This window comes from Bradyrhizobium sp. UFLA05-108 (assembly GCF_059803455.1).
On record NZ_JBANAZ010000013.1, the window covers coordinates 134,007 to 151,094 of the forward strand.

At 62.8% G+C, this 17,088-nt stretch carries 12 protein-coding genes and 1 pseudogene; 8 read left to right on the forward strand and 5 right to left on the reverse strand.

Features of this window, described 5'->3' with window-relative positions; genetic code table 11:
• Positions 1-54 precede the first annotated feature (54 nt).
• From SO140_RS12730 to SO140_RS12740, 3 genes are read left to right on the forward strand one after another with little or no spacing between them, the layout of a single operon-like run.
• Complete coding sequence (locus tag SO140_RS12730; RefSeq protein WP_449380123.1) at positions 55-603, forward strand: TRAP transporter small permease; 549 nt, start codon at positions 55-57, stop codon at positions 601-603.
• Positions 594-1,886: a TRAP transporter large permease gene (locus SO140_RS12735; RefSeq protein WP_449380124.1), complete on the forward strand. Its 1,293-nt coding sequence runs from the start codon at positions 594-596 to the stop codon at positions 1,884-1,886. The genes SO140_RS12730 and SO140_RS12735 overlap by 10 nt, the downstream gene beginning before the upstream one ends.
• A gap of 22 nt (positions 1,887-1,908) precedes the next feature.
• Entirely contained in the window at positions 1,909-2,715 is an 807-nt protein-coding gene (locus tag SO140_RS12740; protein WP_449380125.1) for an SDR family NAD(P)-dependent oxidoreductase, read from the forward strand.
• 114 nt (positions 2,716-2,829) lie between these two features.
• On the opposite strand, the gene SO140_RS12745 is transcribed toward SO140_RS12740, so the two are convergent.
• Genes SO140_RS12745 through SO140_RS12760 form a run of 4 tightly spaced genes read right to left on the reverse strand, consistent with a single transcriptional unit; the run spans position 2,830 to position 7,116 of the window.
• A complete protein-coding gene (locus SO140_RS12745; protein ID WP_449380126.1) occupies positions 2,830-3,534 on the reverse strand; it encodes a molybdate ABC transporter substrate-binding protein in 705 nt (234 codons plus the stop codon).
• Positions 3,531-5,663: a xanthine dehydrogenase family protein molybdopterin-binding subunit gene (locus SO140_RS12750; RefSeq protein WP_474798990.1), complete on the reverse strand. Its 2,133-nt coding sequence runs from the start codon at positions 5,661-5,663 to the stop codon at positions 3,531-3,533. The genes SO140_RS12745 and SO140_RS12750 overlap by 4 nt, the downstream gene beginning before the upstream one ends.
• Complete coding sequence (locus SO140_RS12755; RefSeq protein WP_449380128.1) at positions 5,660-6,130, reverse strand: (2Fe-2S)-binding protein; 471 nt, start codon at positions 6,128-6,130, stop codon at positions 5,660-5,662. Before SO140_RS12755 ends, SO140_RS12750 begins: the two co-directional genes overlap by 4 nt.
• 14 nt (positions 6,131-6,144) lie before the next feature.
• A complete protein-coding gene (locus SO140_RS12760) occupies positions 6,145-7,116 on the reverse strand; it encodes a tripartite tricarboxylate transporter substrate binding protein (RefSeq protein ID WP_449380129.1) in 972 nt (323 codons plus the stop codon).
• Between the two features lie 234 nt (positions 7,117-7,350).
• Here SO140_RS12760 and SO140_RS12765 point away from each other — a divergent pair, with 234 nt between their 5' ends.
• Entirely contained in the window at positions 7,351-9,441 is a 2,091-nt protein-coding gene (locus SO140_RS12765; RefSeq protein ID WP_449380130.1) for a molybdopterin-dependent oxidoreductase, read from the forward strand.
• 138 nt (positions 9,442-9,579) lie between these two features.
• Positions 9,580-10,362, forward strand: coding sequence for an enoyl-CoA hydratase/isomerase family protein (locus SO140_RS12770; RefSeq protein ID WP_449380131.1), 783 nt, complete (start codon positions 9,580-9,582; stop codon positions 10,360-10,362).
• A 60-nt stretch (positions 10,363-10,422) separates the two neighbouring features.
• Here SO140_RS12770 and SO140_RS12775 read toward each other — a convergent pair whose 3' ends face one another.
• Positions 10,423-11,661, reverse strand: a complete 1,239-nt coding sequence (locus SO140_RS12775) for a hypothetical protein (protein ID WP_449380132.1) — start codon at positions 11,659-11,661, stop codon at positions 10,423-10,425.
• 1,944 nt (positions 11,662-13,605) lie between these two features.
• On the opposite strand from SO140_RS12775, the gene SO140_RS12780 reads away from it, so the two are divergent.
• From SO140_RS12780 to SO140_RS12790, 3 genes and pseudogenes are all read left to right on the forward strand, one after another.
• A complete protein-coding gene (locus SO140_RS12780) occupies positions 13,606-14,667 on the forward strand; it encodes a DUF7146 domain-containing protein (RefSeq protein WP_474799036.1) in 1,062 nt (353 codons plus the stop codon).
• A 313-nt stretch (positions 14,668-14,980) separates the two neighbouring features.
• A complete protein-coding gene (locus SO140_RS12785; RefSeq protein WP_449380172.1) occupies positions 14,981-15,916 on the forward strand; it encodes a DUF2493 domain-containing protein in 936 nt (311 codons plus the stop codon).
• 946 nt (positions 15,917-16,862) lie between these two features.
• Positions 16,863-17,018 (forward strand): annotated as a pseudogene (locus SO140_RS12790) (DUF736 family protein); the annotation flags it as partial.
• Between the last annotated feature and the right edge of the window lie 70 nt (positions 17,019-17,088).

Genomic DNA, 17,088 nt, shown 5'->3' on the forward strand with positions numbered 1-17,088 from the left:
CGGCTTCCGGCGTCGCCGAGCGGCGACGCCGGACCCTCGCAAGGAGGCGCGGGAATGACAGACCCACACGTCGCAAGCCACGAGCCGGAAGCGGCGGCACGTCCGTCGACCGGCTTGCTGTCGCGGATCAATGCCGTCATCGCTCGTATCGGTATGTATCTATCCGTGAGCGGCCTGCTGGTCATCGTCACCATCGTTTTCTACCAGGTGTTCGGACGTTACGTGCTCAATTCCAGCCCGACCTGGACGGAGAACCTTGCGCTGGTTCTCATCCTCTATGTCACGCTGATCGGTGCCGCCGTCGGCGTGCGCGATGCCGGACACATCGGCATGGACAGTCTGCTGGTGATGCTTCCGGATCATTTGCGAGAGAAGATCGAGCTGGTGATCCACGTTCTGGTGGCCTTGTTCGGCATTGCGATGGTCTACAACGGCTGGATCCTCGGGGCGTCGGTCGGCACCGTGAAGATCCCCAATCTCGGCCTTCCTGAGGTCGTCCGCTACGTACCGCTGATCGCCTCCGGCGTCCTGATCGTCTCCTTTTCAATCGAGCACATCATTGCTCTCCTGCGCGGCGAAGAGGTCGTCCCCTCATGGAATTGATCATTCTCGGCGCCACCTTCTTCGGCTTCCTCGTCCTCGGCGTCCCGGTCGCGTTTGCGATCGGCCTCTCGGCCATTTGCACCATCCTCTACGAAGGCCTGCCGGTTGCCGTCATCTTCCAGCAGATGATGTCGGGGATGAACATCTTCTCCTTCCTCGCCATACCGTTCTTCGTCTTCAGCGGTGAGCTGATGCTGCATGGCGGCGTCGCCGACAAGATCGTGCAGCTTGCCAAGAATCTCGTCGGACACATCCGCGGCGGGCTCGGCATGTCGAACGTGGTCGCCTGCACGCTGTTCGGCGGCGTATCCGGCTCGCCCGTGGCCGACGTGTCGGCGATGGGCGCGGTGATGATCCCGATGATGAAAAAGGAAGGTTTCGACACCGACTACGCCGTCAACGTCACCACCCACGCCTCGCTGGTCGGAGCGCTGATGCCGACCAGCCACAACATGATCATCTATGCCCTGGCCGCCGGCGGCAAGGTATCGATCGGCGCGCTGATCGCCGCCGGCATCCTGCCAGCGCTCGTGCTGATGGCGTGCATGCTGGTCGCCGCTTACGCGGTCGCGGTGAAGCGAGGCTACCCGGCCGGCAAGTTCCCGGGTTGGGCCGAGGTGTTCCGCTCGCTCGCGGCCGCGCTGCCCGGCCTTCTGATCGTCGGCATCATCCTGGCGGGCATCCTGTCCGGCGTCTTTACTGCAACCGAATCTGCAGCCGTCGCAGTCACCTACACGATCCTGCTGACGTTCTTCATTTACCGCACGATGACCTTGCAGAACTTCCTGCGGGCCGCGGCCAAGGCGGTGAAGACGACGGGCGTAGTGCTGCTGCTGATCGGCGTCTCCACCATGTTCCAGTATCTGATGGGACTCTACGAGGTAGCCGACCTCGCCGGCGACATGATGAATAAGGTGTCCTCGGAACCCTGGATGATCTTCCTGCTCATCAACGTCATCCTGTTTTTGCTCGGCACCTTCATGGACATGGCGGCGACCATCCTGATCTGCACCCCGATCTTCCTCCCGATAGCGATGAAGGCGGGCATGGATCCCGTGCAGTTCGGCATGCTGATGTTGATCAACTGCGCCCTGGGGCTGAACACCCCGCCGGTCGGAACGACGCAGTTCGTGGGCTGTGCCATCGGTGGCATCTCGGTGGGCGCGGTGATGCGCACCATCCTGCCGTTCTACGCCGCGCTGATCGCAGCGCTCATGTTCGTGACCTACGTCCCTGCTTTCTCGCTCTGGCTGCCGCGTCTGCTGATGGGGTACAAGGGGTAGCCGCAACAGGGAGAGGCTATCCGTGACGGACTATCGCAAGCTGTTCGATCTCACCGGCAAGACCGCGGTGGTGCTGGGTGCCGGATCGGGCATCGGCAAGTCGTCGGCCGAGGCGTTGGCCGGGCTCGGTGCCCGCATCGTCTGCGCCGATCGTGCGCTGGACGCAGCGGAAGCGACCGCCGCCGGCATTCGCGACAAGGGCGGCTGGGCTGAGGCGGCTGCGTGCGATACTGCGAGCGCCGCCGATGTCAATGCGCTGGCCGCGACCGTGATGCAGAAATTCCCGCGGCTCGACATCGCGGTGACGACGCCGGGGTTGAACATCCGCAAGACCATTCTCGATTATACCGAGGAGGATCTCGACCGCGTCCTCAACCTGAACGTCAAGGGCACCGTCTGGTTCTTCCAGGCCTTCGGCCGTATCATGGTCGAGCAGAAGGGCGGCAGCATCATCGCCTGTTCCTCGGTGCGTGCTGTCACCATCGAGCCCGGTCTTGGCATCTACGGATCGACCAAGGCGGCGATCGGTCTCCTGGTGAAGGGCTTTGCCTCCGAGGTCGGGCATGCCGGCGTTCGCGTCAACGCGATTGCGCCGAGCATCGCCGAGACCGCGCTGACCGGCCCGTTCAAGCAGCGTCCCGACATCTACGATCTCTATGCCCGGCATACCGTCTTCAACCGCTGGAGCAGCGCCGACGAGGTCGCGACTGCCGTGGCCTATCTCGCCTCGGATGCCGCAAGCTATGTCAGCGGCAGCACGTTGTTCGTCGATGGCGGCTGGACGGCCGTCGACGGTCCGCCGACCGGTCTCACGCAGCTCAGCAAATAGCGCGAGCGCCTTTATCTAAAGCGGAATGGCTTTATTCAGAGTGAGCCGAGGACTCGGATCACCTCTCCCGAAGGGAGAGGTGGACTTCCAGGCGATCGACGGAACTTGATCTCATCAGGACTTAGCCGCAAAGCCCACACGCCGGCGCAGCTCTCTCTGATCTCCGTCGGTTAGCAGTTCGATCAGCACGCGCGCCGCGGCGACATGTGCCGCGCGCGTCGTGACACCCGCCGTATACATCGTCGCGAGTTCGTGCCCCGGCGGGAGCGAGCCGGACAGCACAGTCCCTTCAGTCGCGATGATTTCGGTCGCCTGCGTGCATCCGATCGGCCGTTTGGCATCGGATGCCGCGAGCTGCCGCATCGCGGTCGCGCCGTTCGGAAAGATTCTGAGGCGTGACGCGACCTCGCCGGCGATGCCGAGCCGCTCCATCACCATGGCGACGTGAATTCCGGCTGTTGAGACCTTGGTGTCGGGGACAAAGATTGCATCGGCCGCGCGCAGCGCGTCCCGCAGGTCGGCCTCGGTCTTGACGGTGACCTCCGGGTCGTTGGCGCGGACGGCGAGCGCGGTCTCGACGACGCCGACATCGGCGATTGAAGTCGGATCGACAAGCTTTTCGTCGGCAAGCCTGGTCACGAGCGTGCGCGTCAGGATGACGATGTCGGCCGGCGCGCCTCCGCGCAATCTGTCGGCCATCAGACCGACCGCGCCGAACTGACCTTCGATCCCACAGCCTGTACGCGCTTTGAGGTTCTCGGCAAGCCGGGCGACCAGGCCCTGCGCCGCGCCGCCGCTCAAAATATGGATCGCCGTCACGATACAAGCTCCATTGCTGCGATCAGCCTGTCGCGCGTGATCGGCAAGTCGCGCACGCGGACGCCGAGGCAATCGAACACCGCATTCGCAATCGCGGCCGTCACCGGACCATGCGCGGCTTCGCCGGCGCCGACCGGCGCGACCTCCGGCCGCTGGATGACCTCGACGTCAACGGCGGGCACCTCGCTGAAGGTCAGGATCGGATAATCCGTCCAGGACGTGGAGGCGATGTGCGTGCGGTCGAAGCGGACGCGCTCCTTCAAGACCCAGCTCGTGGCCTGGATCGCGCCACCCTCGATCTGGTTGATCACACCATCCGGATTGATGGCCTCGCCGACATCGACCGCAAGCGTCAACCGCTTGACACGTATGTCGTCCTCGCCCGCGATTTCGGCAATCGCCGCGCAATAGGCACCGGTGTTTTTGTAGCGCGCGAAGCCGATGCCATAGCCGGTCCCGGCCTGCTTCTCCGGCTTCCAGCTCGCTCGCTTTGCGACGGCGCGGATCACATCCTTTGCCCGCTCGTCGCGCAGATGGCGCAGCCTGAACTCAACCGGGTCGTCACCGCTGATGGCCGCGATCTCGTCGAGCATGGACTCGATCGCGAACACATTGCCCTGGGCACCGAGCGTCCGTAGCGCCGAGGTGCGGACGGGCATGGTGAGGAGGCGATGGCTTTCGATCGTCCAAGCGGGCAGGTCATAGAGCGGAACGGAATTGCGGTCGCTGCCTCCGCCATTGGCCGCCGGAGGATCCGACGAGATCAGGCGCGGATAGGGCGTTGCGAGCTCGGTTGCCGCGAGCAAGGCAGGCTGCGCCGCGCGTCCCGGCCGCGCGGTATGGCCGTTGCTCCAGATCGCGTGCCGCCAGCCGACGATCTCGCTATGCGCGTCGAGATCCGCCTCGATCTCGATCGCCATCGCCGCACCGAACGGCGCATGCGACATCTCATCGTGCCGCGACCATTGCACCCGCACCGGACGTCCGCCGGCTGCTCGTGCCAGCAGCACCGCGTCGAGCGCAACGTCATCGGCCGCATTGTGGCCGTAGCAGCCGGCACCCTCCATGTGTTCGACGGTGATGCTCTCGGCCGGCAGCTTCAGCACGATCGCAAGGTCGGCACGCAGCATGTAGACGCCCTGGCTGTGCGTCCAGACGTGGACGCGATTTCCCTCCCATTGCGCCATCGCGCAGGACGGAGCGATCGAGGCGTGCGCGATATAGGGACGCGTGTATTGCCGGTGGATCGTGCGCGCGACCTGCTTCGGCGCGGCTGCGGTTTTGCTGTCGATGATCCTCGTCTCGACCGGCTGGCTCTTCAGGAACCCAGCCAGGTCGTTCTCGTCCGGCAGCAGCTCTCCCGCCGACCAGGACGCGCCCTTCCGCAACGCTCTCGACGCGGTCTCGGCGCCGTCCTCGGTCTCGCTGACGACGCCCACAAAGCTGCCGTCTCGTACGATGGCAATGAACCCGGCAACCGCGCGCGCTGCCGCTTCGTCGAGCGTGACGAGCTTTCCGCCCGACACCTCCGCTCGAAGCACACGACCATGCAGCATGTTCGCCAGCGGCGTGTCGTGAATGAAGCGCGGCCGCGCGAACACCTTGTCGGGGATGTCGATCCGTTGAACGGACTGTCCGGCAACGCGGCGCGCAGCGGTCAGCTTCGCGATCCCTTCCGCCGTCGCGTTGCGATCGAGCGAGACCTCGCCGGCGAGCTCCCAATAGCTGGTCCGGACATTGCCCGGTCCGGACATCGTGCCATCGTCGATGTCGAGCGTCGACGCGTCGACGCCGAGCCGCTCCGACGCCGCTGCGAGGAACAATCGGCGCACCTCGGCGCAGACCTGGCGAAGCGCGCGGCCCGATTGCTGGATCGAGAGGCTGCCCGAGGTCACTCCTTCGTTCGGGCTCGCGCCCGTCGAGGCGCGGATCATCGCGATCCGGCCGATATCGACATCGAGCTCGTCGGCTGCGATCTGCGCCAGCGCCGTGACGATGCCCTGGCCGATCTCGACCTTGCCCGGGGAGATCGCAACGCGCCCGTCGGGCGTGAATTTCACCCATGACGACAGGCTTGGATTGGCCGCCAGGCTGGGCGGCAATTGCGGTGCATGGGGCGGCGTGCTCATGGCGGGGCCATTTCCGATGCTGCGCGCAGCACCGCCCGCACCATGCGGTTCTGCGAGCCGCAGCGGCAGAGGTTGCGATCGAGCGCTTCACGGATCTCCGTTTCCGTCGGCGTCGTATTGCGTTTCAAGAGGGCTGCCGCGCTGATCAAAATACCCGACACGCAATAGCCGCATTGCATCGCCTGTTCGGCGACGAAGGCGCGCTGTAGCGGGTGCGGGTGCTCGGGCGTGCCGAGACCTTCCACGGTCGTGACCTCCTTGCCGGCCACCGACCACAGCGGCATGTCGCAGGAGGCGAGCGCGTGGCCATCGACCATCACGTAGCACGCGCCGCATTCATTGGCGCCGCAGCCGAAATGGCTGCCCATGAGGCCAAGCTTGCCGCGTAGCACTACGAGCAGCATCTGATCCGAGTCGGCGTCGATCGCGGTGTCGGAGCCGTTCAGACGAAATCGAATCGTTGGCATGACCGGCGACGACCTCAGGACTTGTCGAACTTCTTGACGACGTCTGCCCATTTCACGATGTCGCCGCGCAGGAACTTTTCGAATTCGTCCGGCGTCATCGCCATCGGTATCGCTCCCTGTTCGGTCCATAGCTTGACGATATCGGGCCGCTTCACCAGTGCAGTTACAGCGGTGTTGAGCTTGTCGATGACCGGTTTCGGCGTACCCGCCGGTGCCATCAGGCCGAGCCAGATGGTTGCCTCATAGCCGGGCACGCCGGCTTCGCCGGCGGTCGGAACGTTCGGCAGCACTGCGGAGCGCTGCTTGCCGGTGGTCGCGAGCGCACGCACCTGGTTCTCGGTCACGTTGGGCGCCATCGCGGGGACAGCGTCGATCATCATCTGCACCTGTCCGCCGATCACGCCGCTGCGCGCCTCGCCGCTGTTGCGATAAGGGACGTGCACGACGTCGATCCCTGCCATTGCTTTGAACAACTCTCCGGCCATGTGATAGGGCGTGCCCTGGCCCGATGACGCGTAGTTCAGCTTGCCCGGCTGCGATTTTGCGAGCGCAATGAATTCCTGGAGCGACTTCGCCTCGACCTTCGGATGAACGACGATGACGAGATCGGAATAGTTAACCGGCGCGATCGGCACGAGGTCGCGCATCAGATCGTATTTGCGCTGCGCAGGCGTCAGCAGCGATTCGTTCGCGGTCTGGGTGTTGGACATCATCAAGAGCGTGTAGCCGTCGGCCGGCGATTTCGCGACCTCCGATGTGCCGATGACGCCGCCGGCGCCCGTCCGGTTCTCGATCACGAAGGGCTGGCCAAAACGTTCCTGCAGCACGTTCCCGATAAGCCGCGCTGCAACATCCGCGGGGCCTCCGGCGCCGAAGGGGACGATGATCCGGACCGCATGTGCCGGATAGTCCTGCGCGAAACCGCGGGGCGCAGAGAACAGGGCGAGCAGCCCGGCCAATGCCAGCACCAATCTTGGGCTCGTCATGCCCGCCTCCCTGACGTCGTTCTTGTTGGCGCGCACTGTAGCGACAGGCCAAGCCGCATGTCGACGCCTCACAAAGTCGACTTGGCCGGGAATCCTGGCCGGGAATATTGCGCGGTTTCCGGTGTGGCCGCGGCCCCGGCCCCGGAACAGGCCGGGTCGGCCCCTGCTATTTGCATGGGCAATCCCGGATAAATGCGCTCGGCTGGCCGGTAGTTTGATGTTACGAAGTTGCCCATGAACCAGCACGCCAAGATCGCGATCCGACACTCCACCTGTCCGCACGACTGCCCGTCGGCCTGCGCGCTCGACGTCGAGGTCATCGGGGGCCGGAGCATCGGTCGCGTCCGCGGCTCGAAACAGCAGACCTATACGGCGGGCGTCGTCTGCGCCAAGGTCGCGCGTTATGCCGAGCGCATCCATCACCGCGAGCGGCTGATGTATCCGATGCGCCGCACCGGGCCGAAGGGCTCGGGCCAGTTTGCACGGATCTCCTGGGGCGAGGCGCTGGACGAGATCGGGCATCGCTTCAACGCGGTCGAGCGCGAATTCGGCGCCGAGGCGGTCTGGCCCTATTACTACGCCGGCACCATGGGGCTGGTGATGCGCGACGGTCTCAACCGCCTCACGCATGTGAAGAAATACTCGCGCTTCTATTCGACGATCTGCGCCAACGTTGCGCGCGTCGGCTTTGCGGTGGGCGCCGGCAAGATCGCCGGCGTCGATCCGCGCGAGATGGGTGTCTCCGACCTCGTGGTGATTTGGGGCACCAACCCCGTCAACACCCAGGTCAATGTGATGACGCACGCCTCCCGTGCCCGCAAGGAGCGTGGCGCGAAGATCGCCGCCGTCGATATCTACAACAACGACACGGTCAAGCAGGCTGACATCAAGATCATCCTGCGTCCCGGCACCGATGGCGCGTTCGCCTGCGGCGTGATGCATGTCTTGTTCCGAGATGGCTATGCCGACCGCGCCTATATGGACAAGTATACCGATTGTCCCGGTGAGCTCGAAGCGCATCTGAAGACGCGCACGCCGGAGTGGGCGTCCGCAATCTGCGGCGTTCCGGTCGCCGAGATCGAGGCCTTTGCGAAGGCGGTCGGTGAGACCAAGCGGACGTTCTTCCGCCTCGGCTATGGCTTCAGCCGTAGCCGCAACGGCGCGGCCCAGATGCATGCCGCGGCCTGCATCCCCGCGGTGACCGGCGCCTGGCAGTATGAAGGCGGTGGCGCCTTCTTCAACAATTACGCGCTGTGGCACTTCGACGAATCCATCATCGAAGGCCACGAGGCGATCGATCCCTCGACACGCGCGCTCGACCAGTCCCAGATCGGCCGCATCCTGACCGGTGATGCCGAGGCCCTGCACGGCAAGGGTCCGGTCAAGGCGATGTTGATCCAGAACACCAACCCGGTGACGGTCGCGCCGGAGCAGGTGCGGGTAGCCCAGGGTTTTGCACGTGAGGATCTGTTCGTGGCGGTACACGAGCAGTTCATGACCGAGACGGCGCAGATGGCCGACATCGTGCTGCCGGCGACCATGTTCATGGAGCACGACGACCTCTATTACGGCGGCGGCCACCAGCATATCTCGGTCGGTCCCAAGCTGATCGACCCGCCCGGCGAGTGCCGGTCCAACCACGAGGTGTTGCAGGCGCTGGCGCCACGTCTTGGCGCCAACCACCAGGGTTTCGAGATGTCGCCGCGCGAACTGATCGACGCGACGCTGAAGTTGAGCGGCCACGGCGATATCAAGGCGCTCGAGGCGGATATCTGGCGCGATCTCCAGCCGGATTTCCGCACCTCGCACTTTCTTGATGGTTTTGCGCACGCCGACAAGAAATTCCACTTCAAGGCCGACTGGGCGCATCCGCCGTTCGGTCTGATGATGGGCGATTTCGACAAGATGCCGCCGCTGCCGGATCATTGGGCCGTGATCGAAGAGGCCGATCAGAACCATCCGTTCCGTCTTGCGACGAGCCCCTCGCGCAGCTTTCTCAACACGACCTTCAACGAGACGCCGTCCTCGCAGGCCCGCGAGGGCAAGCCGAGCGTGATGGTCCATCCCCAGGATGCTGCCGCGCTCGACATTGCAGAGGGCGATGCCGTGACGCTCGGCAACACCCGCGGCGAGACGACGCTCATTGCGACGCTGTTCGCCGGTGTGCAGCGCGGCGTGCTGATCGCGGAGTCCGTCCATCCGAACAAAAACCACGTCGGCGGCCGCGGCATCAACGTTCTGACCGGTGCGGACACGATCGCGCCGATCGGTGGCGCGCCGTTCCACGACAACAAGGTCTGGCTGAAGAAGGCCGTGCCCGCCTGAGGCGCGAGTTTCTGCCACCATCGCGGTGCAAAGTTGTGTCGAGGCGCTAAGCAGCGACATGTCGGTAGATTGCGCTTGCGCCTGCCGTCCGACCTGCCGCAAATGGCTTGCAAGCAAGTCCAAACAAGCGAGCGCGCCATGACCGATACGAGCAGCGTCATCACCGAGAAACGCGGGCAGGCGTTCTGGATCACCATCAACCGTCCGGAAAAGCGCAATGCGCTCAACGGCGACGTGATCGCCGGCATAGCCAAGGGCTATCGCGATGCGCATGACGACAAGGACGTCCGTGTCATCGTGCTGACGGGCTCGGGCGACAAGGCGTTTTGTGCCGGCGCCGACTTGCAGAATTCCGGTGCCGCCTTCGCGATGGACTTTTCCAGGCCCAACGTCGACTACGCCGATCTGTTGCGGCTGTCGCAGGACGCGACGAAGCCTGCGATCGCGCGCGTCAGTGGCGTCTGCATGGCCGGCGGCATGGGCCTGTTGTGCATGACCGACATGGCGGTCGCCGCCGACCACGTCATCTTCGGCCTGCCCGAGGTCAAGGTGGGCGTGTTCCCGATGCAGGTGCTCAGCCTGTTGCAGAACATCGCGCCACCGCGGCTCGTCAACGAATGGGCGCTGACGGGCGAGCCGTTCGATGCCAGGGCTGCGCAAGCGGCGGGCCTGCTGAACTATGTCGTTCCCGCGGCCGAGCTCGACGCCAAGATCGACTGGCTGATCAGCCGTATCGTCGACAAGTCACCGACCGCGATCCGCCGCGGCAAATACGCCATGCGCGCCATCGCCTCGATGTCGTTCGATGAGAGCATCGCCTATACCGAGAGCCAGATCGCGCTGCTCGCGATGACCGAGGACGCCAAGGAAGGCCTGAAAGCGTTCAGCGAAAAACGCAAGCCATCCTGGACAGGGAAATAACTATCTTAAATCGGCTGGCCTAGGTTCGAGTCTTGGAGGCCCCAATAGCCCAAGATGCTGCTATTCAGACGCGCGGGTAGTGGCGATTCCGATAAGGGCTGCTCTTGCTCGCTCTTCGTGGCGCTTCTTGGAGCCTGCGATCAACTGTTTGCGCGTGCGTTTGGCATAGGTTGGCAGTTGGCGTGCCGATCGATGACGACCCGCTGCGCGTAACTCGGCATCCGTGAGATCGCTGTCCGCTCCTTCCGTAAATCCACCGTGACGGAACGAGGTAAAAGAGAGTTCACTCCGAAGCTCAGCTGCCGCGACAATTCTTTTTACGACGCGGCGCAAATAACGCAGGTCCTTGCGTTGTGTGATCCAAGGGAGCTGCGTAGGCGATCTGCGATGTTCATGGTCGCGCCGAAAGACCAGCCCCGAGACCACGGTCTCCTTGATGGCGTCGAGCTCCGCCATCAGTTCGGGGAAGAGAGGCTCGTCCATTTCATCGAATAGTGGCCACCAGGCTTCCTCGCCATTTTTCGGATGCACAATCTTCACACTGTTCGGCCGCTCCTTTGGCCGGTAGTGCGAAATTTCGAAAGCTCCAAAGACGTGTTCTTCGCGCTGCAACCACTCCCATGTCAACAGCGCGGCAGTTCCGACTGAGCGGTAACCCAGTTTCGTCGCCGCCGCCCTGAACGCGACAAGTTCGTCCCAAGCCGCCGTAGGTGTCTGGCGGACGGGCTGGCCAGGCGCACGGCTCTTTAGGCCCATCCGCGAAAATGGATTGATCGCTGGCACTTTCGTTTCTTGGGCACGCTGCCCAACAAACCATGCGCGCCTGCAAGAGGCCATGGCCGCATTTGCAAAGCGGCGACGCTCGCGCTTGACGACGTTCCCGCATGCGTCCCTGTGTTCCACGACAAGCAGTTTCGCGTAGATTGCGTCGACGAAGCCTTTCGTAAAATCAGAGAGCTGCTTCGAGCCCGCACGGCTACCATCCTTCAGCGTGTGGTTGGAAAAGAGTGCGAGGCCTTGCTTGTAAAGGCGCTGTGTTTTTTCGTCTATTTCTCTCCATTTCTGATGAGCTTGGAAGATGCTGACCAGCCAATCGAAACTGCCGGGCACGGGAGAAGGTGGAATCATGTCGGTCAACCCTCGTGAACGCCAACTGTCGAAGGCGGGAAGAAGGATATTTTCAACCCGTTCAACGGCAGCGGCATATTGTTCTCCTAACGCTTCAGCCTTGACGTTGCAGCCCTGCCGGCGGGCCCAGGTCGGCGGTTCAAAGAAGTAAGCCCATCGATCGCTTTTCAAGAGCTTTCGTCGGCAGTAGCGCGGAAGTTTCGACCGGGGTGGCTTCATACGAGAGAAACCAAATCTTGCGATCTATCTGGATTCATTGTCCTCGCCGGTGCCGCGAAGTTATCGATGGCGGCCTTGGACCAAATTGGCTGTCGCGCGCGCCCGATTCCGCGATAGCCAGTGGGAGGTGGTGCCTCGCCGCGACCAACGGCGCGTGCGAGTTCACCTGTATCGCGATAATCGAGATAGGCAGCGGCCATGTCGGCGCGCATGAGTGCAGGCCATGTGCCAATGGGCGGATAACGGGCAGGAAGGGCAGGGCGAAGTGCCATGAGCACGGGTCAATGGTCTAAATGTCCGGGCTGGGCCATCAACGCCTTAAGTCTTTTGAGATGCTTCTGGCCTATGGCAGGCCCACAAGGTAACGATTTGGATGGTTTCAGCTTGCACTCGAACATCTTGCCTCTTGCGCGCATACTTCCACGCCCCCTGTCACCGGCACCTCGATATGAAGGCCGAGGCGCCAGAGAAAAAGGAGAGCAGAGAGCTCGTGTGGCAATCGGCTGGCATGGCGTGCAAATAGGACGAACGATGTAGCCTAACAGAAACGATCACGATCGCACGGGTATATTCGGGCGCTGACGGGTTCAACAAAATTGCGGCCGCAAAGGCGGCGACAACCTGCGCGTCGGGTCTTGTAGTGGCAGGATCGCGGTATCTGCGCCCAGTAGCCTGGGACGCGTGTCTCTCACGGATCGCTAGCTGCGCTACCAAAATGGCGGCGCTTACGGACCAGACTCCCGCTCGCCTAGAACGCCGATGGGAAAGTTCGATCTGGCGATGGGAGTGCAATTGCCGAATGCGTAGCGAGACCGATCGACGAACCAAGCGCGTCGGAGCCCGCGGAGCAATGGGTTGTGTATGCAACACGACGGATGCCAACTTTTGGCGCTGAAGCGACATCCTTGCCCCCTTGGTGAGAGACAGCTGATTCTGCTGAACTATCAGTATTTGATCCGACAAACCTATTGATCAACTTGCATTAGAGTGCACAGCAAGTCTTCTCTTTGTCGGAATGATACCCCTCGTAGGAACAGCAGCGGTAGTTCGGCTTCTCGTCGGCTCGGCTGGAGTATTAAGACATTCGCGAAGTTGCGATTGGGATGTCGCCGCCAGAACGTAATCGCTGTCGTCGAGACACTTTTGATCTGCGTCATCGCGCGCGCGGCGTTTGCCGCAACGAGCTCTCGTGAACCGAGCCGCTCTGCGTCTCGGCCGACGGCTTCGATCCCGCGCATCGGATGTGTCTCTCGCCGGAGGCACTCGGTTCCGGGTTTCGTCGCGTTCCGCGCCGGCGCTATACTAACCCTCCTGCGGGTGCCTTATTAATCCGGTCTCGAGACTGCAGTCGGTCCCGCGTCCCGCCTGGCGGCGGCGCTATGCTGACGCTCCTGCGGCTGCTTTCTTTGGCCCGCCATCGCAGGCCACCAAGAAGTGTGCCTTAGAGGAGTTGATCGCGGAAACTGCGGGCCTCATTCTTGCATGCCGCACTTCGCATTGCGCCGTCGATGCAGCGCACCGACCGCATCGCCTCATGGCTTGAGGGGCGGCGAGGACAATCGGGCGATTGTCCTCGCAGCAAGCCAAGTTAGTGAGGCGTCGGATTAAATCATAGGCGTTTTGCCAGATCCCGCCGTCGACATAGCAGGTGACGGTACGGAGCGTGAGGCCGCTTGAAGCATCTCGTCGCTACTCGGAGGAAGAGTGAGAGGGGAGGTGGAGTTTCCGCGACGGGTTGGAAGCCAAGAGAGAGGCTCTCGGCCGCCCGCCGTGGAGCACCGAAATGGTGGAAGCTGTCCCGACGATCACCTCGTTTCCGGCCTGTGACTTTACCTTTAACAAGCTGGCGCTGGAGCGCCTCCAGATTGAGTACGTCGGCCATCGGGAGGCTGCGTGATGTCGCGCGGCGCTTCCGAACTGGCGCGTCGCCTCGCGCGAGAGGCCGAGGCGGTGTGCCGTTACTATCTCTCGAACGGTCGGCGGCAAGGGCGCTATTGGCTGGTTGGCGATGCCCGCAACACGCCGGGACGCTCGATGTTCGTCCGATTGAAGGAATCGCCCAAGGGACCAGCGGGGAAATGGACTGATGCTGCAACGAGCGAGCACGGCGACTTGCTCGACATCATTCGCGAAAGCTGTGGACTGCTCAATTTCCGCGACGTGGCGAACGAGGCGCGCCGGTTTCTCAATTTACCTCGCTCGGACTCAGAGCCTTCAGCGAAACTTGCGCGCAGCAGAGCGTCAGTCGGTTCGCCCAAGGCGGCTCGGCGACTCTTCGCTATCTCGCAGCCAGTCGCCGGAACTCTCGGTGAGGTCTATTTGCGTAATCGGGGCATTTTAGCGTCACGCGACGATCGTGCGCTGCGCTTCTACCCGCGCTGCTACTACCGACCCGATAGCGACGCGCCCACCGAGATTTGGCCGGCATTGATCTCCGGTGTCACGGACCTTGATGGTCGGATCACCGGCGTGCATCGCACCTGGCTCGATCCCGACGGTTTCGATGTTGTGCGCCTGGGTAAGGCGCCGATCGATACGCCGCGACGGGCCATGGGTGACCTTCTCGGTAACGCGGTTCGATTCGGGACGGCCGACGACGTGCTGGTGGCAGGAGAGGGCATCGAGACCATGCTGTCGCTCCGCCGGGCAACTCCAGCGCTGCCAGCGGCTGCCGCGCTTTCCGCAAACCATGTTGCTGCCCTGCTACTTCCGCTGCAGCTGCGCCGACTCTACATCGCGCGCGATCGTGATGCTGCCGGCGACTTCGCGTTGGCGGCCCTGGCCAAACGGGCTTTGGACGCCGGTATCGAGGCGATACCGCTGTCGCCCCGGCTTGGGGATTTCAACGAAGATCTACTCACCTTTGGCATCGACCAGCTTCGTGAGACCTTGCGCGCTCAACTCGCTCCGCAGGATGTCGTGCGCTTCATGTCCTTGACGGCTGCTGAAACGGGTTGAACGTGGGTCGCTTAGAGGCGTTGCGATCGGTTGTTCAAGCCGCGGCGGCCGGACACAGTCGCGCCCCGGGCCTTCCAGAGGGCGATCGGACGGCGGGCGAGTGCGGCCCTGCAACGGCAGAGGTTGTGGCTATTTTCCGCCGGCGCCTCACGCCTTTGCATCGCGAAACAAAATAGCCGCATCTCTGCCATCCTCCGCTGTCGCTTCGGCCCTGCGCTTTCACTTCGGGTTCTGGTCCTTTCCGCCCGCGGTCAAGTGATCGCCACGAAGGCCGCGATGGGCGCGGCCGATCCAGCAAAGGGCCTCACCTATGATGACCGACCAGGACGACCCCGATTTCGAAGCGCCGCACCCTCGGTCTGCGACCGACCACATCCTCAGCGAGCTTCAGCTCTATGGGTACCGCCCGTTGCAAGATGAACCCGATCCAAGGCCACTTCCGGAAGGCAAGGCCATCGCCGGTGCGGTCGCCGACATTTTCGATGCCCTAGTCGCGACACTGAATGACACGCGCCTCGAGCCGGATCTTGAGGACTTGCTCTGGTCGGCCGTTAATCTCTTCCATCGTGCGGCGGACCGCATCGAACGCGAGCTCGACACAAACGAGCAGGCGCAGCAGAAGAGTCTACGTGAGCAAAATGGCTCGGAGGTCCGATCCGTCGAGCTAGAACGGCTCACCGCCGAGGGCATCACGATCATGGAGCGCCGCAACGTCATGGAAGTCTTTCGCGACCAAGCTGCCGAATGGTTCGAAGTCCACACTGGCTCGCTCTGGCGGCCGCGCTCTGGATCAATCATCAACCACGGCACGCTCACCGCCGCGATGATCGACAGCCGCGATTTCCTCGCCACCAAGCGTCGCTCCGAAGCCGAGGTGGTGGTGCCGGCCGGGCCGAAGATCGCGCTCACCGGCGGACTTGACTTCAACGACGTTTCGCTCGTGTGGGACCGGCTCGACAAAGTCCACGCGAAGCATCCCGACATGGTCCTGCTCCACGGCGGTTCATCGAAAGGTGCTGAATTGATCGCTGCAAAATGGGCCAACAATCGCAGGGTATCACAGATCACCTTCAAACCAGACTGGACGAAGCACGCCAAGGCTGCACCATTCAAGCGCAACGACGCCATGCTGGCAGTCATGCCGATCGGAGTTATGCACTTCCCGGGGACCGGCATACAGGACAACCTCGCCGACAAGGCGAAGAAGCTCGGTATTCCGGTCTGGAAATTTCACAAAGATGGCGCGTGAGCGCCGTCTTACGCGACTCGAGCCGAAAATCGGTTCGCGTGGGCAACGCCAGATAGAGCCGGCCCGCTCATCAAAGCCCAATTTCATCCGAGACTTCACCTTTGTCATCGCGTCTTGATCTAAACATCGAGATGCGCCGTGACGGTGGAGATTTGTCCTCAATGTCGCTGGGCTTACCCTATCTTTCTGACTGACCTTTGTCTCGCGACATATGTCGTCTCATTCGTGGCAGTTAAGATCGGAGTTCTTCGAGGCTAGAGACGAGTGTCTTCTTTGCCAACGCCTGATCGGGAGCCACTCGGGTCGAAGCGCCGAGCTGATTGAAGTGTTCCTCGCCAGACGGCCTTGAATCTACCGTCAGTCACTCTCGGCGTTGGCCGAACGCGTCTGCGTGTAGTTGTTCAATCTTTGAAACTTCGTCCTCCGTAAGCGAGCAGATTTTCTCTCTCTCTCTCTCTCTCTCTCTCTCTCTCTCTTGCGCGCTTCGACAGCTTGCCCTGATTCGTACCTTAGCACTGCAGGCGGGAAACGCGCGCGCGTGCGATGTGGTTCGCTGGCGTTTGCCGAGGCGCATCTTCCTTGCCGTTAATGCGCTGCCGTCAGCAAGTGTCCGATCGAACCGGCCTAAGTCCTTGTGATGCGTCGGTGTCGGAAGCCATGGTCGCCTCCGTCGGTTCGTTCACGGTGTGCGTCCAACGCAACCTCGAATGGGCTGATCAGGCCCGAGGGCCGGCAAGAGCCTCGATCGCCTTCCCGCAACGGCCGCGCCTGCTTTTTTCCCCTGCCGCGAAGAGGCGGCATTCCTCGCGGGAGACAAAAAGAGCAGGCTTGTGGCCGTCCTCCGCTAGCGCTGCGGGTCTGAAGTCTGCGGGCCGATCGCTCCCCGGCCCAAGGATCGCCATCGAGGCTGCGATTGGCGCAGCCCGAGCAACAAACGGAGACTATCATGGCTACCATCATCGGCACCTTCACCGCTGCGGACAACGGCTACGTCGGCTTGATCAAGACTCTGACGCTGAACATCAAGGCAAGATTCGCCGCGTCCGAGAAGGACAACGACAAGGCGCCCGATTACCGCATCTTCGCCGGTATGACCGATTATGCGGAGTAGCGCATTATGCGGAGTGGCGTGCTGTGAACGCAGGTTTTTCGCGGCTTTATCGACCGCGGCA